Genomic DNA, 24906 nt, shown 5'->3' with positions numbered 1-24906 from the left:
CTTTAACACTCCAGGCATCGATTAGCAAAAGACCGATCGCCCTTATTTACAATCAAGCAATTTGGTCACAAGCCCCCGGATTCATTCGTGGAGCGAGAAAAAAGCTCCGAATCCCGATCGCAAGCCGCCGGATTTATCAGTGGGGTCGCTTTCTTCAATCTAAAATCTAAAATCTAAAATCGTGTGATTCTACAATAAGCGCACCGCGCAATAGTTTTAATATTTTTCAATATACAAATTAAATATTTGGTTCAGTTCACCATTTCGGCGATCGGCTCAACAAGGCTGTAGCTGCCTCGCTGTCGAGAGGTTTAGAGAAAAAGTACCCCTGACCGTACTCGCAGCCGATCGCCCGCATTTGAGCCAACTGGACGGCGGTTTCGACACCTTCTGCCACTACTTTCATCCCCAAACTGCTGGCCAGCATGACGATCGCGCGCACGATTTCCAAATTTTCGCCCTTTTCCCCGATGCGGCTGACAAAAGAGCGATCGACCTTCAAAATATTAATCGGGAACCTGTGCAAATAACTCAGAGACGAATAACCAGTCCCGAAATCATCAATGCACAGCTCAATCCCCAACTCTCTCAACTGCGAAAGCATCCCCGCCGCCACTTCCCCATCTTCCATCAGCACACTCTCAGTAATCTCCAACTTCAAACAGCGAGCGTCCACACCCGTTTCCAGCAAAACTTGCTTAATTTGCTCGATCGAGTCCGGTTCCGAAAACTGCCTCCCGGAAAGATTTACTGCTACTGTCAGTCCCGAATTTCCCACAGGTAAATTCAAACTCTGCCACTTGATAATTTGGCGACAGCTTTCGTTCAAAACCCACAAACCCAAAGGCGTAATTAGCCCTGTTTCCTCCGCCATCGCAATAAATTCCATCGGGGAAACTAAACCTCGTTCCGGGTGCAGCCAGCGCACCAACGCCTCAAATCCGATAACTGAGCCACTTTTCAAAGAAACGATCGGCTGGTAATAAACAGTAAAAGGACATTCCAATTTAAAAGGAGCAAATTGCGATTTCGGACGCTCCAACTTCCGCTCGATTTCGCTCGTAGGCGAGTTTTGCTGCGCCGCCCCACATCCTAAATCCACTATTGAATGTTTCAAATTCAGCTCTTCAACCGATTCCCGCAAATCGTGTTCCAAGTTCATCAAAGCCACAGCCCGAGTGTGCATCGAACTCGTAAACACTTCGTAGCGAGCTTTACCGAGAGCTTTGGCGCGGTACATCGCAATATCAGCATCGCGCAAAATATCTCCTGCCCACTGATATTTGTCGGTATTCAAAGCAATGCCGATGCTAGCAGTAATTAAAACTTTATTCCCTTCCAAATAAAGCGGTCGTTCGATCGCCTGGAGAATTTCCTTTGCTTGGGCGATCGCCTCATCAACACCCTGAATTTCCTCCAGCAAAATCACAAACTCATCTCCCCCCACACGCGCCGCCGTATCGCCAGGCCGCAAACAAGTCAAGAGACGGCGAGCCACAGCCACCAACAGCCGATCGCCCGTGCGGTGTCCCTGGCTGTCATTAATCACCTTAAACCTGTCCAAATCCAGAAACAGCACCGCAAACCGATCGCTTGGATGCCGTTGCGCGCGCGCAAAAGCTTGCCCCAACCTGTCAGTCAACAAACCCCGGTTCGGCAACCCCGTCAGCGCATCGTGCAAAGCATCGTGCAACAATTGCTCTTCAGCCAGCTTGCGCTCAGTCACGTCGTGACAGTTGACCACAATTCCCCGCACCGAAGGTTCGTCGAGCAAATTCGTCGCCACCGCTTCCAACACGCACCAGGAACCGTCCTTGTGCTGCACTCGGTATTCGGCCATTCCCAGGCTAACTCTCGGCTTTTGCATGACACCTTTGAACACTTGATCCACTATCACCAATTCGTCAGGGTGAATCAAGTCAAATACATATCGGCCGAGCACTTCCGCCGTCGGGTAGCCCAAAATCCGCTCTAGGGAAGGAGAGACATAGCGACAAAAGCCTTTCTCGTCCAGAATCACAATAATGTCTCTAGCATTTTCAATCAACGATCGAAAGCGCTTCTCGCTTTGCCGCAGCTCTTGTTCAGTGCGCTTGCGATCGGTAATATCGGTATTCATGTAAATCCGACCGACTATTTTCCCTGTGCGGTCTTTAATAGCATCGGCCCGCAGCAGCACTTGCAACATTTCGCCGCTTCTGGTGCGGTTGGTAATTTCACCAGACCAAGAATAACCGTGGGCGATAGTGTCGAGTACCTCGCTTGCGACTGCGGGGTCAGCAAAAACTGCCGGTATACCTCCGGCTAGCTTAAATTCCTCTGCCGTATCCCATTCAAATAGCTGAGAAAATGCTTGATTTTGATAGATGTGAGTGCCGTTCGCATCGCTGATCCCGATCGCGTCGCTCGAACTTTCCACCGCCTTGCGAGTCAGCACCAGAGCTTCTTCTATCCGCTTGCGCTCGGTAATGTCTATCCCTACCAGACAAGCTGCTTTGCCGCGATCGTACTTTTGAGCCACAATCAAATAGTATCCCGCCGACTCTCCGCCATCTGTTTTCACCTTAACGCTGAGTTCTTTAACCGCTTCCGTAGCGTCGCCAGCAAAAAACTCCACCACAAAAGAGTTAAAATCCGAGCTAGCGCCCAGAAAACCGATATCTTGACCGACAAAAGCCGACGGCGGCAAACCGTGCAGTTTGGCTAAGTGCTGGTTAACCCCCAAATAGTGCAAATCCGAGCTAATCCAAGATACTGTTCCCGGAACTGCTTCCAAAATCGTTTGCAATTGGTCGTTAGCTTGCTGCAAGGCTTCGTGCACTTCACAGATGCGTTCCGACAAGTCCGACTGAATCCCTACGAAGTGAGTCAAATTAGCGCTGTCGTCTCGCACGGGAGATAGCGACAATTTGCTCCAAAAAGGACTGCCGTCTTTGCGGTAATTTTTGATTGTTGTCTTGATTTCTAGACCTTGGCGCAAGGCGTCGCGGATCTTAGCTACAGTAGTTCGATCGGTATCCGGACCTTGCAAAAATCGGCAATTGCGCCCCAAGATTTCACTGGCGCAGTAACCTGTCATCCGTTCAAAGGCCGGATTGCAATAAATTATGGGGCAATCGGGTGCATTGGCGTCAGCAATGACAATGCCGCTGCTAGTAGCTGCCAAGGCTCGATCGCGCAGCCACAGTGCTTCTGATGCAGTATGGCGATCGCCGGCACCCCCCACTTCACCTAAATTAGAAATTGACTGGTTCTCCCGATCTCCCATCAGCCGAACTTTCAAGCAAACCTTTACAATTTCCGAGTTGCTTCTTACTTTAGCGTTTTTCAGAGTTTGCGCCACGTAAATTGTATGTTGGTACTTAAGTAAGCGGGATTTAACCTTAGTTGTTAGTTGTATTTTATACGCTTGCTGTTGGGCATTTAAAAAAGCACATCTTCACTTCTGCAGTGAAAACGCTCTCTCTATTCCTCTGCCCCTCGGACTCTCTCCCCCTCTCCCCTTCTCCCCGCGGTCCGTTAATCGGGATGCGCAGCAGCTTATTTAGCAGGAATTGCAGCTTGAGAGCTCGGCGGCGCAATATTAATTAAGGGCAAAGTTCCACCTCCTCCCATTACTGTCGGAAACTGACCGTTCCATTTTTCAATCGCTTGCTGCTGCAAAATTTCAGGAGTTAAAGTTTGCCGCTGCAAGCGCTGAGATTCGGCTTGACCTTTAGCGCGATTAATTTGGGCTTGAGCGTCTTGGGTTGCTTTTTTAACTGTAAATTCTGCCTGTTTGGCTTCTTGTTCTGCTATCTGCTTGGCTTCGATGGCTTTGCTAAATTCTGGAGAAAAGCCAAAATTTATTAACGAAACATCTCTGACGATGACGCCGTAAGGTTCCAAACGCTTTTTGAGGCTGTTGTCGATTTCTGTTTTCAGTTCCGTGCGCTTAGTGATAATTTCTTCTGCGGTTTTTTTAGAAGTTGCTGCTTTGAGAACTTCCGAAATAGCCGGACTCAGAATGCTGGTAACAATTTGTTCTTCGTCTCCTATTTGTTGGAAAATTTGATTGACTTTGGCAGGATCGACATTCCAGTTGACTGCCAAATCTGTAGTAATACTTTGCAAATCTTTGGAGGCTGCATCTGCTTTCAAGTCTGTTTTTTGTACCCGCACACTGAGAGTTTTTACAGAGGTGACGATCGGTAAAATCGGGTGGATGCCTTCATCTAAAATAGCGTCTTGAACTTTGCCAAAGCGCATCATGACGCCCCGTTCCCCTGCGCCGACGATGGTAAAAGGTCTTAAAATTAAGGCGGCGATGATGAAGACGATGCCACCGACGATGTAGAGAGCTAGGTTGTACCGAACACTTTGCATGGTTTTCATATCTTAATTCACCTATGTTGTGTTACTTGATGTTAGTTTTCTATTCGCTATTATCTAAGATTATAACTTCATGTTAATGGTGCAACAACTCATAAATTCATTTATTTTTTGTCATAAAAGTCATATAGTTGTGAGGGTCTGGGAACTTCTTAACTCGATGAGCGAGGATGAACAATGGCACTTGTAGCTGGGTGAGATTATTGATGAATAAATGTTTCAATCATCTTGACAAGGAGGTTTTTTTTAGATAAAGCAGAAGTAAATAGATAGCTCGATCACTCTCCGACAAGCGATAAAATGGCGATCGCAAAGATAAAGCTTTCTAGAAAGCTAAAAAATCAGCATCAAATAGGTATTTTTTGTAAATTTTGAGTAGAAAATTGGAGGTGAGCGGCAGTGAAACCTTTGCGGATTGGTGCAAGCCGCGAAAGATAGAATTTCACTCTCCGACGTACAGACTCTATTTGTAGAATAAGCCTCGGCCCGCCTTACTCAAACATCCAGAGTATAAAGAAAGACTCCTTACGCAAGCTGTGAATTTATAGTGTAAAAGGATAAAAATCCGAGTTTAAAAATGCCAGAAAATAAGTTAGACTTAGATGAGAACGGTTAAATAAAGATGCCTAATGTTGCAGCGACACCCTTGGCCGCAGACAATTGAAGAGGCGATCGCCATTCAAGAACAGCTTCGGTCAGAGGTAATTACCGAAAATCAACTGGAGACAATTCGGTACGTCGCAGGCGTAGATGTCGGCTACGACAGTGCAAACGATGTATCGCGGGCCGCTGTAACAGTTCTGAGCTTTCCCGACTTGCAGTTGCAGCAGCAAGCTGTGGTTCGCAGTCCTACAACTTTTCCTTATATTCCGGGTTTCCTGTCTTTTCGAGAAGTGCCGGCAGTCCTTGAGGCTTTGGAAAATATCAGTTTGAGGCCAGACTTAATATTGTGCGACGGTCAAGGACTAGCCCATCCCCGCAGGTTCGGTCTTGCCTGCCATTTGGGGGTGTTGACAGGGATTGCGACCATCGGAGTTGCCAAAAATCGATTTATTGGAGAACATTCAGAAGTCGGTCTCGACCGGGGCAGTTGGGAACCCTTGCTGCTGGAGGGAGCAACGGTAGGTGCAGCGCTGAGGACGCAAACAGGGGTAAAACCGATTTATGTTTCGATAGGCCATAAGGTAAACTTGAAAAGTGCGATCGAGTACGTCCTGTGCTGCGCCCCAAAATATCGCTTACCAGAAACAACTCGATCGGCAGACCAACTAACATCGGGATAACTGGCAAGCGCGGAAGGCATCAAAAAAAAAGTAAAAAGGCAAAAAAGCATCCCTCTTGGGACTTTTAATTTTTGAGGTGTCGCCGTTAAGTCAAAAAATCCTCTGAGTCTACCCCCAATCAGCTTTAGCTTCCATCCTTCCAGCGAACTAAAGAATGACTATACCTGAGAAAGAGGTATAAAAGTTGGGGGGTTTCTACAATGATTGAAAGACAGTAACCTGCTTAAACATTGGCGGCTCTAACTATAGTGCCCGGGCGTGAACTATTTTTAGTTCACATTTGTAAATTATGAAATATTCATTCTGCGAGTTAAACCAAAAGCAGAGATTCGTCTGATGAGGTTTCATAATTTACCGTCGGATATCTCACCACTGACTGGGAGCAACCACGACAGTGGGAGGCGAAGGCGCGATCGAGCTAAAAAATCAGAAAAAAAACAAGGAGACAGTCATGGCTGAGAAAAGCAAACGCGGATTCGCTTCTATGGATGCAGAAAAACAGCGCGCAATTGCTAGCAAAGGCGGAAAAGCTGCACACGAGAAAGGAACTGCACACGAATTCACCCCTGAAGAAGCCAGAGAAGCTGGTCAAAAAGGCGGCGAAGCTGTCAGCAGAAATCGCGAACACATGGCTCAAATTGGTCGCGAAGGCGGTCGGAAAAGCCGCAAGAGCGAATAAGTCTCTCGGCTGGCGCTGCAACGAAAGATTGCACAGTTGCAGCTTGAGAGATAGCACTAGGACACTGAGCGTTTGAGGAGGTGGGGCGAGCGAATTTCCCGAGATAGTTCGATCGCCATACCTCCAAAATTCGTTATTAGCGCACCAAAGCTTCGCAAATCTGAAAACCCCACAGCAATTAGTTTTTAGCAATCGCTGGCAAATCTTTAACAGCAAAATTTTAACAAAGCTGCACTGGGGTGAATAATTTTGTGGGAAAGAAAAGCTGGCCAGCGCTAGTCAGTCTCTCAAAAAAAGCCAATACGAGCATCAAAAGCCCTGACTTCGGGGCTTTTTTGTTTGGCTGCACATAATATTTTTAGAAGTTTGATCGAGTCGGCGTCAATAATTCTAATTAAGTTTTTTGGTGAGGAAGTCCGTCCTCAAAATAAATCAGCTAATATTTTTTTATATTTTTGAGCAAACTATACAATCATGACAAGCCAGCTCACTTTAGCATGGACAGAAGCTGGGGTGCGTCAAACTCTGACAATTCAAAACGGACAGCCGAGCAAAAATCCGGGAACCGTGAGGCTCGGACGCGATCCGGCGAAGTGCGATATAGTATTTTCCCATCCCAGCGTATCGGGTCTGCAGGTTGAAATATTTTTTAATCAGGAATTGCAGGAGTATGCAGTGCGGAATTTGCGCGAAAGCAATCCGCCCCTGGTTGACGGAAAAATTCTCGCCCGAGGCGAAGCAAAATTGAGTCCCGGAAGCCGCATCCATTTAGGCGAAGTGCAAATCGAGGTGGTGAAGGTGACTGAGGTGGAGGTAGCCGCGCCGCAGACAGTTTTGCTGTCGGGGCCTCCCGCACCGGGTAACTCTGGGCCGACGGGGCCTTCAAAATATGGTTTGCAGTGTCCGAAGTGCACTCGAATTTCGCCTTACGCGCAGTTGAATGCGGGGTGTCCGTGGTGCGGTACTTCTTTGGCGGCTGCGGCGAGTGTGATGATCTCTCCGTGAATGTTTGAAAAAGGAAAAATCGGCCTATCCGCTAAACACTCTCAATTTCAAAAATCTTTGTTGCAGAAAGCTCAAAGCCGAAGGCTGATGTTTAAAAAATAATCATGAATTCTCAACCCTTGCGCCTGCGACTGACTTGGACAGATACAGCTACGGGGGATTGTCGATCCCCGATACTCGACTTACCCATCGCTTTGGGACGAATTTTTGAAGCTATGCCGGCCACACTCAACGGGGAACGAGTTTCTCGAATTGCGCTCAGCAGCAGTCAAGTTTCTCGCTTTCACGGAGTGATTGGCACCGAAGGTAACAGTATCGTACTCACTGACACGGGCAGCCGCAACGGTACTTTTGTTAACGGCGTTCGCCAAACCCGGTGCGTGCTGGCAAACGGGGATATGCTGCAAGTTGGCCCCTACGCGATCGGCATTTCTTTTGCTATTAATTCCCCAGAAACGCCCTCGGTCAATTCTCACATTTTCTTTAACCCGCAGACCAATGGGCCAGACCCACGGGGGCAGCAAATGGTGTTGCAGCTTCCTCAAACACGTACTACGGGAGAATTTCCGCCGATCGCATTTTTGCACGCTTCTCAAGTGAATATGCGATCGCTCCAATCTATGGGAGTCCCTGTGGCAGAAGTTGATTGGGCTGCCGTTGGCGGCGGTTTGGGCAGCTTTATTTGGGTGGATTTGCTGAGAATTTGCGGGGTGAAAACCGATCGAATAGCGGTTTTGGGCATGGAAGAGCAACCTTACGCCCGCTATCGGCGTCTGTGCCTGAATTCTCAAATTCCGCTGCGGGAACGCCTAAGATCGAATTCTGACTCCTGTCCAGACAACATTTGGGGCTGGCCTCCCTATGCTTTGCGGGAAGCTTGGCAGGAATTACTCAAAGGGCGTTTGGGAATGTCGTTGAAGTTGATGTGGCAGGTGTTTGCTGAACCGACTTTTGCCGAAACTTATACGCCTCGCGCGGGGAATGTGTTTGATTCTATTGACAGGGAAGTCGATCGAATAGGGTGGAATCAGATGTTTCGCTACGGTAGAGTGCGGGGAATTCGCAAAATAGATGACGGCAGGTACGCGATCGCTTATTCTCGATCGAATGCGGATCACCGCGACCACGCTTTTTTAATCGCCAAATACGTACACTTAGCCACCGGCTATCCCGCCATTCAATTTTTGCCGGATTTGCAAGCTTACCGCGAAAAAACCCAGGATTTTGAGTCGGTTGTCAACGCTTACGAAAACCACGACGGCGTTTACGAAAAATTGGAGACCAGCGGCGGCAGCGTGTTAATTAGAGGCAGGGGAATTGTAGCTTCGCGGGTGGTGCAGCGGATTTACGAAGCGCGACAGCGCAACCGCAATATTCAAGTATTGCATTTGATGCGATCGCCCAAACCTCAGGGCAACAAATTTAACCTCGCTCAGCGCAGCGTCGAAAATCACTACGAATTTCAACCTTTCAACTGGCCGAAAGCTTGCTGGGGCGGGGAACTCCGCGTACTTTTAGAAAAAGCCGCCCCCGAATTTCGGCCGCAGTTGCTCACCGACTGGGGTGGCACTACTACAGCCCAGCGCAGCGACTGGCGGCGGATTGTAAAAGAAGGTTTAAGTCAAGGATGGTATCAAATTACCTTCGGGGAAGTCGAGCGAGTCGAGCGCGACAGTCAAAACCGGACGGTGACGTACATTCAGGAGAAGGAACTCAAGGGGCAAATTAAGTTAGAGGCTGATTTTATTATTGATGCTACGGGTTTGGACGCTAAGGTAAAAACCAGTCCCCTGTTAAACGATTTGGTAGCTCAATACAATCTTCCCCTCAACGGTTTGGGGCGGCTGAGTGTTAACAACGATTTTGAAGTGCCCGAATTGCGGAATTGTTCTGCTAGCAACGGAGAAGGCCGGGTATACGCAGCCGGCGCGATTACTTTGGGGGGGCCTTACGCGCCGGTAGACAGCTTTTTGGGCTTGCAATACGCTGCCTTGCGTTCGGTTGAAAGTCTGGCCGCCAACAGAGTTGCTGGTGTGCGGAAACTGAGCGTTTGGCGATCGTTCGTGCAGTGGTTGAAGTGGATTTTTAATAAATCTCCCGACTAACTTGAAGGACGAAGTTCGGCAACGAGCAATGTACAGAATTTAATGGATTTAACTGAGATATTGCACTATTTCAATAGGTTTTTTACCGGCGGGCAGGATATCCAGCTCACAATAAAACTCACTCTTTGCTTCACAGGCATCTTGCCTGTTCCTGAAAATGGTAAAAAATGTGAGATTTAACAAACTTCGCCTTCAATCTAAAATCTAAAATCCCAGCCTTCGCTAGCCACACAACCTTCCCATTCAATCTAAAATCTAAAATCTAAAATCTAAAATCGAACAACCTTCCCATTTAATCTAAAATCTAAAATCCAAAATCTAAAATCGCATGACTCCCACATTATTCGGTCGCTGGCAAACTCGGTTACTGCTATTTTCAACCATAGGCGTTTTAGTAACGCTGCCCTTTTTTCTGGGTTTAATTACCTCCCAATCAGGCTCAATCTTTTTCTGGATTTTAGGGTATATAGCGATTTTTGGCATCGGCTGGGATGCCTTATATATCTCGCTCCAGCAGTTTCGCTGGGATCGAGATTGGCCCGGTGCATTTCAATTGCTCGCCGGGATTTGGGAAGCACTTTTTGTGCTATTTTTAATCAAAATTATCGGTTTGCCGGGGATACCTGCACAAGATTTTGACTTGGGAGCTTTTGCTTTGCATTATAGTTTAGTGTGGCTGGCTATTTATCTGGCATCGCAAACACTGATGCGGATTTTCTTTCCTTACTGGCGTTTCCGAGGCGGTCAATGGCTGTAATAATACGTGTAGCGGCAGGTTTTACCCACAATAATCGCCTCAAACCCATAATCTAATAAACCCGCTCCGGCTATTCTACCAATTCCCAATTCCCTACAGAATTTACAGTCAGGTGTACCGATCCCTGGGCACCAAACATAATTTATAGTAAGCTCAACTCAAAATTGCTGGCATCCTTCAATGCACCGTCCTCCTTGTATTTTCTCATTTTTTTCAGGTTCAGGCTTGCTCGATCTGGGTTTTGAGTCGATCGGCTTTAATGTAGCGTATGTCAATGAAATTTTCCCACCTTTCATGCAAGCATACCGCTATTCTCGGCAGTGCCTGAATTTGCCGCTACCAGAATACGGATATTGCGAAGGAGAGGAAGCAGATGTAACTCGACTTGTAGGGGAAGAACCAGCTTTTCGCCTGCGGGAATTGATGCAGGATGCCCGCAAACATCACGATATTGTGGGATTTATCGCGGGACCGCCTTGTCCTGACTTTTCTATTGGCGGCAAAAACCGAGGTCAAGAAGGAGATAAAGGTCAACTTTCAGCTTCATACATTGAATTGATTTGTCAGCAGCAGCCAGATTTTTTTTTATTTGAAAATGTCAAAGGTTTGTGGAGAACGAAAAAACATAAAGCTTTTTACGACGCACTCAAAAATAAGTTGTCTGAGTCGGGATACGTTTTTGCAGAACGTTTAATTAATGCGATAGAATACGGTGTCCCGCAAGATAGAGAGAGAATTATTTTGATTGGTTTTAGCAAAAACCTTCTCAAAAATCTGGGCATTTCCCTAGATAAAAAAAGCCAAATGTTATCCGAAAGTTTATTTCCTTGGCAAAGTCAGATGTTCTATCCAAAATCAGAAGTTTTTTCTCATCCTTGGCCTGATCTAACTGCCTTTGCAGGTGATGGTTTTTTGCCTTGTCCTGATGGCATTCCCCAAGAGTTAACAGTAGAGTTTTGGTTCCAAAGAAATGACGTTCTCAACCATCCCAATGCCAAACACTATTTTCAACCCAAAGCTGGCATTAAGCGGTTTGCTTCCGTTGATGAAGGAGATGATTCAAAAAAATCTTTCAAGCGATTGCATCGGTGGCGTTATTCGCCGACAGCTTGTTACGGCAATAACGAAGTTCACTTGCACCCTTACAAACTTCGCCGACTTTCTGTTGCAGAAACGCTGGCTGTTCAGTCACTGCCCAAAGAGTTTGAACTTCCGGCTAAGATGACGTTGACTAATATGTTTAAAACTGTTGGCAATGGGGTTCCTTATTTGGCTGCACAAGGTATTGCCAAAACAATTTTACAGTTTTTATCTAACTAAAAAAACCGAATAGCCAGATACCAGACTTCGCAAAATTTGTCGCGGATCTAAAACTCTTTGTAGCGGTAAGGAGGGCATTGCGCACCCTACAATTACTAAAAGTCTCAATTACTAGACGTATCTCGTTTAACATAGAAGTGTTATAATAAATTGTTAAGGTTGAAAACCTATATTTTTTATTTGCCTGCAATTCGCCATGACCGTTAAACCCCGCCGCTATCACATCACTACTTTCGGATGCCAGATGAATAAAGCCGACTCGGAACGGATGGCCGGCATTCTGGAAAATATGGGCTTTGAGTTCTCGGAAGACCCGAACGAAGCTAGCTTGATTCTCTACAATACTTGCACGATTCGCGACAATGCCGAACAAAGAGTTTATTCTAACCTTGGAAGGCAAGCTCATCGCAAGCGCCAAGAACCGGGTTTAACTTTAATTGTAGCTGGATGCGTGGCGCAGCAGGAAGGTGAAGCGCTGCTGCGGAGAGTGCCAGAATTAGACTTAGTAATGGGGCCGCAACACGCTAACCGACTTGAAGATTTACTCGAACAAGTTTTTGAGGGCAATCAAGTTGTGGCGACTGAAGCTGTTGAGATTATGGAGGATATTACTAAGCCGCGCCGCGACAGCAAGGTGACTGCTTGGGTGAATGTAATTTACGGCTGCAATGAACGCTGCACTTATTGTGTTGTGCCGAATGTTCGCGGGGTTGAACAGTCGCGAATGCGGGAGGCAATTCGCGCGGAAATGGAGGATTTGGGCCGCCAAGGTTACAAGGAAGTAACTTTATTGGGGCAGAATATTGATGCTTACGGGCGCGATTTGCCGGGAACAAAACCGGACGGCAGCAACCAGCATACTTTGACGGATTTGCTTTATTTTGTGCAGGATGTGCCGGGTGTCGATCGCCTCAGATTTGCTACTAGCCACCCGCGCTATTTTACCGAGAGATTGATTAAGGCTTGTGCGGAATTGCCGCAGGTTTGCGAACATTTTCACATTCCTTTTCAGTCGGGAGATAATGATATTTTGAAAGCGATGTCGCGAGGCTATACTCAGGAAAAATACCGCCGGATTATTGATACAATTCGCCGTTATATGCCGGATGCTTCGATTACTGCGGATGCGATTGTCGGTTTCCCTGGGGAGACGGAAGCGCAGTTTGAAAAGACTTTGAAGTTGATCGAAGACGTTGGTTTCGATTTGGTGAATACTGCGGCTTATTCTCCGCGCCCGGGAACGCCGGCGGCTTTGTGGGAAAATCAGTTGAGTGAAGAGGTGAAAGCCGATCGCCTGCAACGAATCAATCATGTGGTGACAACAACGGCGATGGAACGATCGCAGCGCTATTTCGGACGCACTGAAGAGGTTTTGGTGGAAGTCCAAAATCTCAAAGATTCGACTCAAGTGATGGGACGCACTCGCGGCAATCGTCTGACATTTTTTAAGGGCGATATTGCTGAATTGGCGGGTAAAATTGTGCGAGTTAAAATTACAGATATTCGCGCTTTTAGTTTGACAGGAGAAATGCTGGAATAGTTTTGAGGTTTGAGTTTTGAGTTGAATTCCCACAAATAATGTTGGCGAACTCAATACTCTAAACTGAAATTGTAGGGTGGTTAAATCGCAACTAGATTTGTGGAAATAAGTAATATCAAATCCGGTAGCATCGGCATTAATATTACCCACAGCTAGGACACGGCAGTGCCGTGTCCCTACAATTAATCCCGGTAGGGACACGGCACTGCCGTGTCCTCTATATAATTCCGGTGCAACCGGAAACAATATAATTGAATATCGGCAGCAAATTATGAATAAACCAATCCGCATTTTGCGGCAAACAACTATTCCGACAACTGAGGATGGCTGAAGTATTAAGCGTTTCTGTTGATTCCGGGAATATCGGGCTGCGCTGAAGGACGATGAAGGAAATAAACTGTTTCAAATGAAAGCCAGAAACCGAGAATCGAATGCTGAGGGAAATGATTCGATTTTAAGCTGTTTAAGGGAGGCAATTTTTGACTAACGGTGGCTGTTTGCTGTGGATTATGGCAACGATTTAACTGAAAATGACCGGGCGGGAATTTAGGCTTTTCACAGGCGGGAAGGGGATTTTAACCGCAGAGATCGCAGAGGAGACAGAGGAGATAAATAGTCTTAAAGCGGTTCGTCTCTGGGTTAGTTGCGCTAACTGCGTGTATATTTGTCGAAAAGTCCTAGGAGTAGTGAAAAATGACAACGATGCGGATCGGGCTATTGTTCGGGGGGCGATCGGGCGAACACGAAGTCTCAATTAGTTCGGCGCGGGCGATCGCCCGCGCCCTCGCTGCTGACGAAAATGCCTCTAAATACGAAGTTTTGCCCTTTTACATCCAAAAAAACGGCCGCTGGCTGTCGGGAACATTACCTCAACAAGTCTTAGCCACCGGAAAACCTGTGGAAATAGAGGAACAACCCGGACAAGACGACTCTGCCGCGTCTGGACAGTTTCCTAATTTTAATGCCGTAGATGTTTGGTTCCCTGTTTTGCACGGACCAAACGGCGAAGACGGTACGGTGCAAGGGTTGCTGAAATTAATGCAACTTCCTTTTGTCGGTTCGGGGGTTTTAGGTTCGGCGCTGGGAATGGATAAAATTGCGATGAAAATGGCTTTTGCTCACGCTGGTTTGCCGCAGGTAAAATACATCGCTGTCAACCGTTCCGAAATCTGGTCTAATCCTTGCGTTTTCCCCAAACTGTGCGACAAAATTGAAGCAACTTTGGGCTATCCTTGCTTTGTTAAACCGGCGAATTTGGGTTCGTCTGTGGGAATTTCTAAAGCTCGATCGCGCGCTGAGTTAGAAGCAGCTCTCGATAGCGCAGCCAGCTACGACAGGCGGATAATTGTCGAAGCGGGTGTGGTTGCTAGAGAATTAGAATGTGCAGTTTTGGGTAACGATAATCCCCAAGCTTCAACCGTGGGAGAAATTACTTTTCAAAGCGATTTCTACGACTACGAAACTAAATATACCCTGGGACAAGCCGACTGCTCAATCCCGGCAAAAGTCAGCGGTGCGATCGTCTCGCAAATCCAAGAAATGGCAGTACAAGCATTTTTGGCTGTAGACGCGGCAGGTTTAGCGCGAGTAGACTTTTTCTACATTGAATCAACCGGAGAAGTTTTGATTAATGAAATTAACACTTTTCCCGGCTTTACAGCTACCAGTATGTATCCGCAAATGTGGGCAGCGGACGGCATTTCTTTCCCGGAATTAGTAGACCGTTTAATTCAATTAGCTCTCGAACGGCACGGGGAAAAAGGTTGAATAGCGAGCGGCAAACTGCTTTCGTCTCAAGAGCAAAAAATAAATTATTTTGCAGGTAATATATCGATGCCAGCGGAAACGATATAACATGGTTGTGGCAGGCACTGCCTGCCCGCAGCCCTATTTCTGCTGCTGGTCGAGCAACTGGCAATTTTTAGCAGGCTAGTATAAATTAAATGCAACATAAAATGTTTAACTGAGAACAGCGAATAGCAGCGTCAATCTCACATCTTGCATCTCAAATTTTAACTCGGTTAGCTTAGATGAGACGTTTCACTCAAATTCCGCATTGGTGGACTTACGGACTGTTTTTTCCCCTAGCGGTACTCAACTGCTGGTTAGCCCTCCTAGTCTTTGAATATTTTCGCGCCCTGATTACAGTTTTGATCGTCGCTACAGTCTTCTCTTTTTTGCTAGATTATCCAGTACGCTTTCTGCACAGATACGGCTTGAAGCGCGATCGAGCAGTCTTGTCGGTATTTTTTTTTACTTTACTGCTATTGGTGGTTTTAGGTCTGACTCTGGCTCCTATTTTGCTAAACCAAATCACTGAACTCGCCACCAGACTGCCGACTTGGATAGTTTCTGGCACAGAACAGATTGAAGCGTTTCACAAATGGGCGGAAAATCGCAATCTCCGCATTGATGTTAGCGGTTTGACTACCCAATTGAGCGATCGACTTTCATCTCAATTGCAGTCTCTCACTGGCGAAATTCTCAAATTTGGCTTGGGTGCGGCAGACAGTCTGTTGAATTCCCTCCTCACAATAGTCCTGACATTTTACTTGCTCTTGCACGGCGATCGCCTTTGGGAAGGTTTGTTTAAATGGTTTCCCTCCAAGCTGAACCTTCAATTGCGAGAGTTGCTGGCGCGAAGCTTCCACAACTACTTCGTCGGGCAAGCAACTTTGGCGGGTTTGATGGGACTGTCCATGACTGTTGCTTTTTTAATTTTGCGAGTTCCTTTCGGACTGCTGTTCGGTTTGGGTGTGGGTGTAATGACCATGATTCCCTTCGGGGCACCTTTCAGTATTTGCATTGTCAGTTTGTTGATCACATTAAACAACTTTTGGCTCGGCGTCACAGTCTTAGCTGTCGCTACCATAATTGAGCAAGTAATTGAAAGCGGAGTTGCTCCTCGGTTATTAGGCAGTTTTATCGGTCTCAATCCCGTGTGGATTTTAGTGTCGCTGCTGGTGGGGGTTAAGGTGGCTGGAGTAGCAGGTTTGTTAGTTGCTGTGCCGATGGCTGGTTTTATTAAGAATACTGTTGATACTTTGGAAATTTCGAGGAACAAGTCAAGGGAAATAGATTCGGTTAGTTCCATTAAATCTCTAGAGCAATAAAATTGCAAACTCGGTTCATATTTAAGCTTTTAAAGGAGTTTTTGCCGGCTATTGTGGCTGAGGTTGAGTTGGTACTTTAGCTTGAGGCATTACAGGTTTTTTACTTCCTGCTTTAGGTTTAGGCTTTCCGGGTGCTTTAGCTGCTGTCCTCGATGCAGGCGGGGTCAAAAACCCTGTTTCTACGTGAACGTCGATCGCTCACAACCAAGATTTTGACTCTTGACCAGGTTTTTGTGATTCCAGGACTGTTGTAGAGTTCGGATATCAATTCAGTCAACATTTCATGCCAATGCGGAATATCCTGGCCTGCAGCCGTAGTCTTGATTATTGAAATCTGAGGCAATTCTCCAATGCTGGCTCAGTTCGATCGCACTCAAAAGCTGGAATCCACACACAATTTGCCTGCACTTGTCGGGTTTCTACCCCAGCTTGTAGGGTAAACCCTACCAGTCAAGCAGATCTCACTAATGCTTGAATTAAAATTAAAGAGCATTTAGTTCTAAGTTAATTACAGTAGGTGCTAAAAATGGAAAACCATAATTATAACTCTCGCTCTAACTCCCACCAAATCAATACTATGTCAACCAAAGATATGCCTGCTTCTCAGCGTTCTCGCCGTTTTTATTTGCCGAAAAAACTTGCTTTTTTATCCCTACTTTTGCTCGGCTCGACCGCAACAGTTGGGTGCAACGCCCTAACTTCTCAAGTTCCTGGAAGTTCTAACGCCATCAAAGCTGAACCGGCAAGTGCAGCGCCAATCTCAGCATTACCTGCAAATATATTGCCCTCTCAAGACTCTAATTTTGTCACTAAAGTTGTGCAGGAAGTCGGCCCGGCAGTGGTGCGGATTAATTCGTCTCGCACGGTGAGGAACCAAGTTCCAGATGAGATCCCCGAGCAATTCCGTCGCTTCTTCGGTTCGGAATTACCGATTGAGCCGGGAAATCGGGTAGAAAGGGGTTCTGGTTCTGGTTTTGTCATCGGTTCCGACGGTCGCATTTTGACTAACGCTCACGTTGTTGATGGCGCGGATACGGTAACGGTAAAACTGAAGGATGGCCGCGATTTTGTCGGCAAAGTTTTAGGCGTAGATACAGTTACTGATGTGGCTGTTGTTAAAATTGAAGCTACCAATTTGCCTGTGGTGAGTTTGGGCAAATCTGAAGAATTAGAGCCGGGAGAATGGGCGATCGCGATCGGCAATCCCCTCGGTTTGGACAATACTGTGACTGTGGGCATTATTAGCGCTACAGGCCGTTCTAGCGCCGATGTCGGTGTTCCCGACAAGCGCGTCAGCTTTATTCAAACCGACGCTGCGATCAATCCCGGCAATTCTGGTGGCCCGCTGCTGAATCAGCGCGGTCAAGTTATCGGCATGAATACGGCAATTATTCAAGGCGCTCAAGGATTGGGTTTTGCGATTCCGATCGATCGAGCACAACAAATTGCTGACCAATTAGTAACAACCGGAAAAGCCGAACATCCTTATCTCGGCGTTCGGATGTTGAGCATTACTCCCGAAGTCAAGGCAGAATTCAATAAAAATCCCAACCCCAAATTGAGGCTGACTGAAGATAAAGGCGTGTTAGTTTTGGGAATTGCCAAAGGTTCTCCGGCAGAACAAGCTGGAGTTCGCGTTGCCGATGTGATCAAGAAAATCAACGGTGCAGAAGTCAGCGATGCTGGCAGCGTACAGCAAATTGTCGAGAAAAGTACAGTGGGCAGCGATCTGCAGCTTGAAGTGAGCCGCAGCGGACAACCTGTTACTGTGGCCGTGAAAGCGGGTGCTTTTCCAGCGGCCCAGGAGCGGTAGCATTGTTGATTGAAACTTATATCTTGCACGCACAAGCAAGAGTCCGGCAGGGGTTTAAACCCCTGCCTCAAAGTATCAGTCCTATGCAAGAGGACTGATACTAAGCTAATGTCAATAAATAGGGAGTAATTATTAGCCGGTTTTAACCGGATTGTGCTGTGATACGGGGGTTTAAACCTCCGGCGGGATGTCGGGGGTACTCGTTATAGTAAGTTACCATAGTTTATATGGGTTATTAAGAGGTAGAACAATGGCTAACATTAATCGGAGGCGTACTGAAAATATTAACGGTAACTTTTATGTAGACAGTACCTGCATTGACTGCGATACTTGTCGGTGGATGGCACCTGAAGTATTTACTCAAGATGGAGAACAGTCTGCTGTTTACCACCAGCCAACTAACGAGATGGAAGAAGTGCGATCGCTCGCGGCTCTTTTGTCTTGTCCCACAAGTTCCATCGGCACTGTTGAAAAACCCAAAAACATCAAACAAGTTCAGCAACAGTTGCCCGCTCTCGTAGCTGAAAATGTCTATCACTGCGGCTACCACTCAGAGCAATCCTACGGTGCTGCTAGCTATTTAATTGTCCGTCCAGAGGGCAATATTTTAGTTGATTCTCCCCGTTTTGTGCCGCCGCTAGTCAAAAACATAGAAGCAATGGGGGGCATTCGCTATCTGTACTTGACTCACCGCGACGACGTAGCAGACCATCAAAAATATCACGATCATTTTGGGTGCGATCGCATTCTCCATACTGACGAAATTAACGCGGGTACTCGCAGTGTAGAAATTCAATTGGGGGGCAGCGAACCGCATCAAATAGCCGATGATTTGTTGATTATACCTGTTCCCGGCCACACGAAAGGTCACACAGTTTTGCTTTACAATAACAAGTTTTTGTTCAGCGGCGATCATCTTGCTTGGTCGGAAAGTTTTCAGCAGCTAGTTGGCTTTCACGAAGTCTGTTGGTATTCTTGGCCGGAACAAATCAAATCTATGCAGAATTTGGCTAATTACTCGTTTGAATGGGTGTTGCCGGGACACGGCCGCAGGTATAATGCCGATCGACAAACAATGAGCAATCAAATGCGGAAATGTGTTGCTTGGATGGTCGATTCTTAATGGTTTAAAGCCCCTTCTATCCTCGGCAGTAGCCAATCCTATACACACAAATTCCGACGAGCCGAGGGCGACTAAGAATAAGAGGGGATATTTAAGGTGGATTGGGTATTAAGCCTTTGGAATGGCAACCAAAGTGATAGAATTAGCGAGATAAGTTGCCTGAAAACTGGCGCTGACACCGAAATTGCTGTGATGGGCCATCGCCCGCAAATTCGTTTGGCTGTAAGTGTAAACTTGAGCTTTGGGGGGTGGGTTAAGTCCTTTCAAGCTCAAGTTTCAGGTCAAATTTTGGCTGGTTTTATTAATGGTTACTAGCGTCAAAACACTGAGGCATTAACATCGCCAGTAATTCCCGGCTAACTTGTTTGTGAGATTGCCAGAGATGTACAAAATTTTGAGAGGCAGATATTAGCTATTTTTTAGTGGCTGTTGCAGGTGAATTGCGTAAAATTGAGGAAACATCTACCAACAGTTGCACAAGGTGCTGAAAGGTTGAGGGCGAGGTTACGGGAATTTGGCGTAAATCCTGATGCTGTGTAGAAGATGGGATAAAGTGGGTGAAGCAAAGCTATCTTCCCGCAGGGGTTCCCGAAGGGTAGGGAATCGCCCTTGATGTATCTCAATCCTCTAGCGACAAGTCGCGCAGGAAATAAAAGCGATCGCCCCCTAAATTCTCGCCTTTAATTCGCCCTGCATAACCTGTCAGCGGAGAAGAAAGTTCTACTAACATTTCGTGCAACTCTTCGCGGGACAACTTCTTCGGCGGCTTAGACATTGAATAAGCACCGATCAGAACATCAACACTAGCTCTTTCAGAACCTGTAGTTTCTAAATACTTTTTCAGAATACAAAGAACGTGCGATCGCACTTTAAGCTTTTCCCACACCTCGTCAATATAGCTATTAACCTTAGCATCGGCTTCCTCACCAAACGGCTGTTGTTCTAAACAAGGTTTTAACTGTAATAAATCGATCGAACCTGGTTGCTTAGCTTTCAGTTCAACCAGCTTTTGCAATGTTTCCGGGCGGATTACGTTCATTTTACTACCAATAGCTGCTTGATTAGCTGGATTAGTTAAAGGCCCAGCCGCCAAAATCATTTTAACGGCTCGATCAAACCTATCTTGACCCAAGTGAGTCAAGCCTAAATGAACCAATTGAGCGGTGACACTATTAGGTACACTTTCATGTTTGCTAGCTTTGCACTCTCCCGCTACTGGATAGGGAGTCTCGCAATAAAAATCCAAACCACCAGCGCCGCCTGTTGATTCTGGATTGAGACTAGCTTTCGGATTACTGTTAGAATTGGCAAAACCTAGCTTGATCCAACTCTTGCGGACTAATTTTTCAAAGCCATTACCGTCGCTAGAGTTGCCGATAAGTGCGATCGCACTTATCCATGCTAAATCGGGGTCTGATTGTGTTGTTGGTGAAGTTTTCGACCAACCTAAAAACATTTTGATATCATCGTTGAGCTGATTGGCAGCTAAGTTGATACTACCAATTTGCTCAATTTGCAACTGCAAAGCTTCTAAATCTTTATAAGGATAGACTTCTCCACCCACCAAGAGAGCTTTACGCTGATAAAAATTAGCTTCAGAAATCACCGGAGTATCACTCTCGCTGTTGATTGCCATCACATCGTCATGCTGCGGCCAATAGAAGGCTCCTGACTCTGTTTGCACATTGACTACGCAAGGATTAGACAGGCGATAAACTCGTAAAATCAATAGCTTGAGAACTTGGTATTGTTCAAAAATATGTTCCAAAGCTTCCAATTTCCAAACCGTTGACTTTGCAATCTTCTCTAGAAGGTACTTTTGCTGTGAATTAATCCGCCAATGATATTCACAACGCGCCCATACTTTAATCTGAATAGGATATGTTTGAAGTTCAGCAAATACACTTTCAGCCTTCGTCAAATATTGAGTCTGATAGTATTGAGCGAGGCTAAGTTTATCAGGAAGATGTTGACTGGGATAGAGCCAGATTACCTCACCTTCTCTGATATTTTGCCTAAATGGTACAGCAATTAGCCTGCCTAATGTTAGCAGGTCAACATCACAAGCTGGTAATTGAATACCCTTAATGATTCCAATATTCATATTAAGTAGGAGCGCTTAGAATTTCACAAAGTAGTGGATTTTTAGCAGCCAGGTTTAATTCTTGAACGAAGTCAATCACTTCCTGCTTAGTAAACCCGTAGTTCTCAGCCTCTTGATAAATTTGATGAAGTGCTGCTAAAGGCTTGATCTCATCCTTTTTGAGAACAACAACTTCACCTCCTTGTTCCTGTACAAGTTTCTCTTCAAGCTGTTTGCCTTTCTTCCAACTTAGAGGAACAGGTGTTGAGCGGACTAAGCAACCACGAGTAATGTTATGTTTGGTATATTTCAATAGTCGTTGCATTACTGCATTGAATGTCATGCCAGTCAAAGTTTCGGAAACTCTGACTCCAATTCTTACTGTTTTTTGTTGAAGTGAATCGTAGCCCTCAATAATCAAATGTAGATCGTGACCTCCCTCCTTAATAGGTGTAACCGAAATAATTATTACATTTTCTGTTCCACCTTTAGGAATCATGACCATTGTAGAGCCAATAATAGCAGCTAACAGGTCATCGTTTCTATCGGGTACTGAAACTCTACTCAAGAGTTCATTATAAGCATCCAGAAACTCTTGCCGTCTTTTATCGAGCGGGTCTATCGGAATAACTGGATTTACAATTTCCACTGAATCAAATTTTTCAGCACACCATGTCATCAAGTCTCGCACACTAGCAGATCTACTTGCAATACCTCTGATTTCATTAGCATCGAAAGGATATAAATTCGGGTAAGCATCAGAATTGAGATTATTTTTGCTGTGAAACCAAGCTAGCCTCAATTTAACAAGCTCTAACATCTGATCGGCAGTAGGTGGGTTTGTAGTTACAGACCTTTGTCCTACACGATCGGGTATGCCACTTCCCATTTGTTTAATTTCCCTCCATGTGTCACTAATAACGCAACATAGGAGAAGTACATTGCTACATTGAAAGTAAATTCTATCTATGCAGCTAGCTACTATTTGAGCTGCGCTATCTCCGCAGTCAGCCCCTACACTAGCTTTGTCCAGTTGATCGAAACAAATCAATACTGGTCGTGATGAAACTCTAGCAAGCTTACATATTTGCTCTATGAACCAAATAGATTTTGCATCTTGTTCTTGCTGCGAAAACTCTGGTAAACGCTTTTTCCTAGTTTCAGGATGATCGATACCTTGAATCCAAGCCATACCAATTTGAGCAATTGGAGCATTTTTAAATAGGAGAAATAAAACTGCTCTCAAAAAATTAAAATCGAGGTCATGTTGAGATTCTAAGATTGCTTCGACTACCTCATCAATAAATTGAAACCGTTGCTCTTGGCTGAGATTTTGAATGAGGAATTTCCTTAATTCTTCAGGATGATTGCATTTTTCAAGATAAAGCTGGTATTTTTCTTCAAATTCTGTTCCCTTAAGAGTCGCAATCATAGATGCAGCAAGTTGCTGCCATTGCGTTACTCCTGTGACATCTTGGTGCTTAAAGCTGAGTGAAAGATAGAAGCGCACATGGGAGTCAATTCGACTAGCGTTAGTAAATTGAGGGATGTAGGCAAATACAGCTCCCCCCTCACGCTCAATAGTTTTCCAGATTCGGTGGATCGTATGACTTTTACCTGTGCCTAGATCTCCTTTGACTGCAATCCCGATTTTATTAGAATACTTTTGGCGTATTTCAGAAATTGCTTTATAGATTGTTTGGTCAACCTGCTGATTGAGATCAGCGAGATTAGTCTCAACTTCACCCCAAACCTCATCCGCGCTTACGACGGGTTTCAATCCGAAAGGATTGGCTTGTTGCTTGCGTGCTTCTTCAAACAGCGTATACGGATCAGTCATTGTTTCCTGCCTCAATCTCAAGATGGTTTGCTAGCGAAAAATAAAAGACCTCTTACGTCGTCACTGATGGAGTCTCGTTTTTGTTCATCAGTTGCTCCACGAGCCTCTCCACTTTGGAGATAAAATAAACGATCGGCCTGCATCTGCATAATCAAGTCTTTGAAATTCTCCCGGCTAACCTGTTCCCCTAGCTCACGGCGCAGATGCCAGATTGGGACAAGTCCCATGTAGTTGTAGCCTTTGTCCAATTTCTCAAATAGGGCAAGGGCTTGGGACTTAAAATCCTCATAGGATGCGATCGCCCCTACATCCGCCTTCCCCTTCTCAACCCCAACACTTGCCACACTATCCTGATGCCGAATCCACTTCAACAAAGAATTTCCCAGCCGAGTACCAATTTGAGAACCATCAAACTCAAACAGAGAATCCTTACTTTTCAAGCCTTCCGCTAAAACTTCTTTCCCCTTGGCGCTCAATTCCACCAGCGTCACCCGATTTACCAGCGAATACTCGATCGCCCCAGTCGCCTGCAAATCGCCGAGCACTTCCACATATCTCTGACTCGTCTCATTAGTCCGCACAATCCGCTTAGTCAAATCCCCCTTTTTCACCTTCATCTTCCCGCCGCCCAAATCCCACAAATTCAGCAGTACCCGAACTTTCGCCTTCGCATCCCAAAGCGCTTGCTCTTCTGGTGTCAGAGTTTTAGACACTGGAATTTCATCATTCTCAGACATATCCATACCTTTAAATACTTGTTTTTACTATCAAATTCTACCAGAAACCTTGCTGGGAAACATTTAAACTTTTCCGCAAGCACGCCGGCGAACCTGCGAATAACTGATGCAGATTTCATTATTAAATAATTTTGTCACTCATCAGGACAGTAAAATTCGATTACAAAGAATATGAAGATTGACTAAAAACTTGTGAATTGATAAAATAGAATGTTGGATAACTTATCGCACTTCAAATTATCCGCAGTCAATACGAGCGATCGCTCTTTTCAATCAAAACAATCTCGATACGCGCCTGAGACAACTTAGCAACCTCAACAAATGTAGCGATCCCAACCTTAGTCAACCACCCGCAACCCAGCTTAACTGCGACTTTAGTTCAATGCCGGATTCTGCCTTTAGAAAGACGAATTCAACCGACACATCTTGTTAAATTGTAAGGGAAATCAAAACATTGAACAATAGTTTACCCATGAAAAAGATTCCCGACCAAATTTCTGACATCAAAGAAAAACTTCCCGATTTAACTCCTACCCCTCCCGGTTTAAAAGCTCAAGCATCTAGCCACGACCTCAAAGCTCGGTTAGATTGGGGCGAACCCGGATTAACAATCATCGACGCTCGTGATTTTGAAAGCTTCGGCAAAAGTCACATTACCGGCGCCGTACCCATGCCAATCGACGACTTAGTAGAGCGAGCAAAATCCAGCCTCGAACCCATCCGCGACATCTACATCTACGGCGAAAACGACGAACAAACAGCCGAAGCCGCTAATCTTCTCCGCGCAGCAGGCTTTAGAAAAGTAGCCGAACTAAAAGGCGGAATTCCAGCTTGGAAAGCCATCGACGGGCCCATCGACGGCGCAGTCGAACACAATAATCCCGGCCCCGATGCCTACAACGTTTTTTCTCGCTTGCAACACCACGCCGAAGCCCAGAAAATCAACAAATAATCACACAGAATACCTAGATACCCGACTTATTGAAGAAGTTGGGTATTTAACAAAATAATTTGTTTGTAGTAAGGACTCGATCTCTCTCTTAAAGCTTGCAGTCACTAAGCACTAAAGTCCTTACTACAAATTTAATTGCGATCGTATAACCTGACTAGATATTAACAGTCGCGGACGCAAAAAGT

General features: G+C 45.8%; 18 protein-coding genes. 12 read left to right on the top strand and 6 right to left on the bottom strand.

Going from position 1 to position 24906, the window contains the following annotated elements; translation table 11 throughout:
- Positions 1–256 precede the first annotated feature (256 nt).
- Both E5S67_RS12015 and E5S67_RS12010 read right to left on the bottom strand, forming a co-directional pair.
- Entirely contained in the window at positions 257–3268 is a 3012-nt protein-coding gene (locus tag E5S67_RS12015) for an EAL domain-containing protein (protein WP_172187412.1), read from the bottom strand.
- Between the two features lie 272 nt (positions 3269–3540).
- Positions 3541–4374: a prohibitin family protein gene (locus tag E5S67_RS12010; protein ID WP_172187410.1), complete on the bottom strand. Its 834-nt coding sequence runs from the start codon at positions 4372–4374 to the stop codon at positions 3541–3543.
- A gap of 626 nt (positions 4375–5000) precedes the next feature.
- On the opposite strand from E5S67_RS12010, the gene nfi reads away from it, so the two are divergent.
- The 11 genes from nfi to E5S67_RS11955 all read left to right on the top strand — a co-directional run bounded on the left by nfi (position 5001) and on the right by E5S67_RS11955 (position 19109).
- Positions 5001–5654: a deoxyribonuclease V gene (nfi, locus tag E5S67_RS12005; protein ID WP_172187408.1), complete on the top strand. Its 654-nt coding sequence runs from the start codon at positions 5001–5003 to the stop codon at positions 5652–5654.
- A gap of 451 nt (positions 5655–6105) precedes the next feature.
- Entirely contained in the window at positions 6106–6333 is a 228-nt protein-coding gene (locus E5S67_RS12000; protein WP_015175252.1) for a KGG domain-containing protein, read from the top strand.
- Between the two features lie 474 nt (positions 6334–6807).
- Positions 6808–7338, top strand: a complete 531-nt coding sequence (locus tag E5S67_RS11995) for an FHA domain-containing protein (protein WP_172187406.1) — start codon at positions 6808–6810, stop codon at positions 7336–7338.
- 104 nt (positions 7339–7442) lie between these two features.
- Positions 7443–9443 (top strand): FHA domain-containing protein, encoded by a 2001-nt coding sequence (locus E5S67_RS11990; protein ID WP_172187404.1) that lies wholly within the window; start codon positions 7443–7445, stop codon positions 9441–9443.
- A 328-nt stretch (positions 9444–9771) separates the two neighbouring features.
- Positions 9772–10200 (top strand): hypothetical protein, encoded by a 429-nt coding sequence (locus tag E5S67_RS11985; RefSeq protein ID WP_172187402.1) that lies wholly within the window; start codon positions 9772–9774, stop codon positions 10198–10200.
- A gap of 180 nt (positions 10201–10380) precedes the next feature.
- Complete coding sequence (locus E5S67_RS11980; protein WP_172187400.1) at positions 10381–11520, top strand: DNA cytosine methyltransferase; 1140 nt, start codon at positions 10381–10383, stop codon at positions 11518–11520.
- Positions 11521–11716: 196 nt separating this feature from the next.
- A complete protein-coding gene (gene miaB, locus E5S67_RS11975; RefSeq protein ID WP_172187398.1) occupies positions 11717–13060 on the top strand; it encodes a tRNA (N6-isopentenyl adenosine(37)-C2)-methylthiotransferase MiaB in 1344 nt (447 codons plus the stop codon).
- Between the two features lie 693 nt (positions 13061–13753).
- On the top strand, positions 13754–14827 hold the full coding sequence (locus E5S67_RS11970; RefSeq protein WP_172187396.1) for a D-alanine--D-alanine ligase family protein: 1074 nt from the start codon (positions 13754–13756) through the stop codon (positions 14825–14827).
- A gap of 263 nt (positions 14828–15090) precedes the next feature.
- Positions 15091–16173, top strand: a complete 1083-nt coding sequence (locus E5S67_RS11965; RefSeq protein WP_172187394.1) for an AI-2E family transporter — start codon at positions 15091–15093, stop codon at positions 16171–16173.
- A gap of 526 nt (positions 16174–16699) precedes the next feature.
- Positions 16700–17986, top strand: coding sequence for an HhoA/HhoB/HtrA family serine endopeptidase (locus tag E5S67_RS11960; protein ID WP_172187392.1), 1287 nt, complete (start codon positions 16700–16702; stop codon positions 17984–17986).
- Between the two features lie 250 nt (positions 17987–18236).
- Entirely contained in the window at positions 18237–19109 is an 873-nt protein-coding gene (locus tag E5S67_RS11955) for an MBL fold metallo-hydrolase (protein WP_172187390.1), read from the top strand.
- A gap of 108 nt (positions 19110–19217) precedes the next feature.
- Here the strand turns inward: E5S67_RS11955 and E5S67_RS11950 are convergent, their stop codons facing one another.
- From E5S67_RS11950 to E5S67_RS11935, 4 genes are all read right to left on the bottom strand, one after another.
- Positions 19218–19376 (bottom strand): hypothetical protein, encoded by a 159-nt coding sequence (locus E5S67_RS11950; protein WP_172187388.1) that lies wholly within the window; start codon positions 19374–19376, stop codon positions 19218–19220.
- A gap of 352 nt (positions 19377–19728) precedes the next feature.
- Positions 19729–21213: a DUF1802 family protein gene (locus E5S67_RS11945; RefSeq protein WP_172187386.1), complete on the bottom strand. Its 1485-nt coding sequence runs from the start codon at positions 21211–21213 to the stop codon at positions 19729–19731.
- A 1-nt stretch (position 21214) separates the two neighbouring features.
- Complete coding sequence (locus E5S67_RS11940; protein ID WP_172187384.1) at positions 21215–23032, bottom strand: hypothetical protein; 1818 nt, start codon at positions 23030–23032, stop codon at positions 21215–21217.
- Positions 23033–23049: 17 nt separating this feature from the next.
- Complete coding sequence (locus E5S67_RS11935; protein ID WP_172187382.1) at positions 23050–23769, bottom strand: hypothetical protein; 720 nt, start codon at positions 23767–23769, stop codon at positions 23050–23052.
- 454 nt (positions 23770–24223) lie between these two features.
- Here E5S67_RS11935 and E5S67_RS11930 point away from each other — a divergent pair, with 454 nt between their 5' ends.
- Positions 24224–24721, top strand: a complete 498-nt coding sequence (locus E5S67_RS11930) for a rhodanese-like domain-containing protein (protein WP_339382845.1) — start codon at positions 24224–24226, stop codon at positions 24719–24721.
- The last annotated feature ends 185 nt before the right edge of the window (positions 24722–24906 follow it).

Origin of the sequence: Microcoleus asticus IPMA8, from assembly GCF_013179805.1 — a bacterium.
Taxonomy (GTDB): domain Bacteria; phylum Cyanobacteriota; class Cyanobacteriia; order Cyanobacteriales; family Microcoleaceae; genus Microcoleus; species Microcoleus asticus.
The sequence above is the reverse complement of the archived record's forward strand: the minus strand, read 5'-3'. Positions and strand labels throughout refer to the sequence as shown.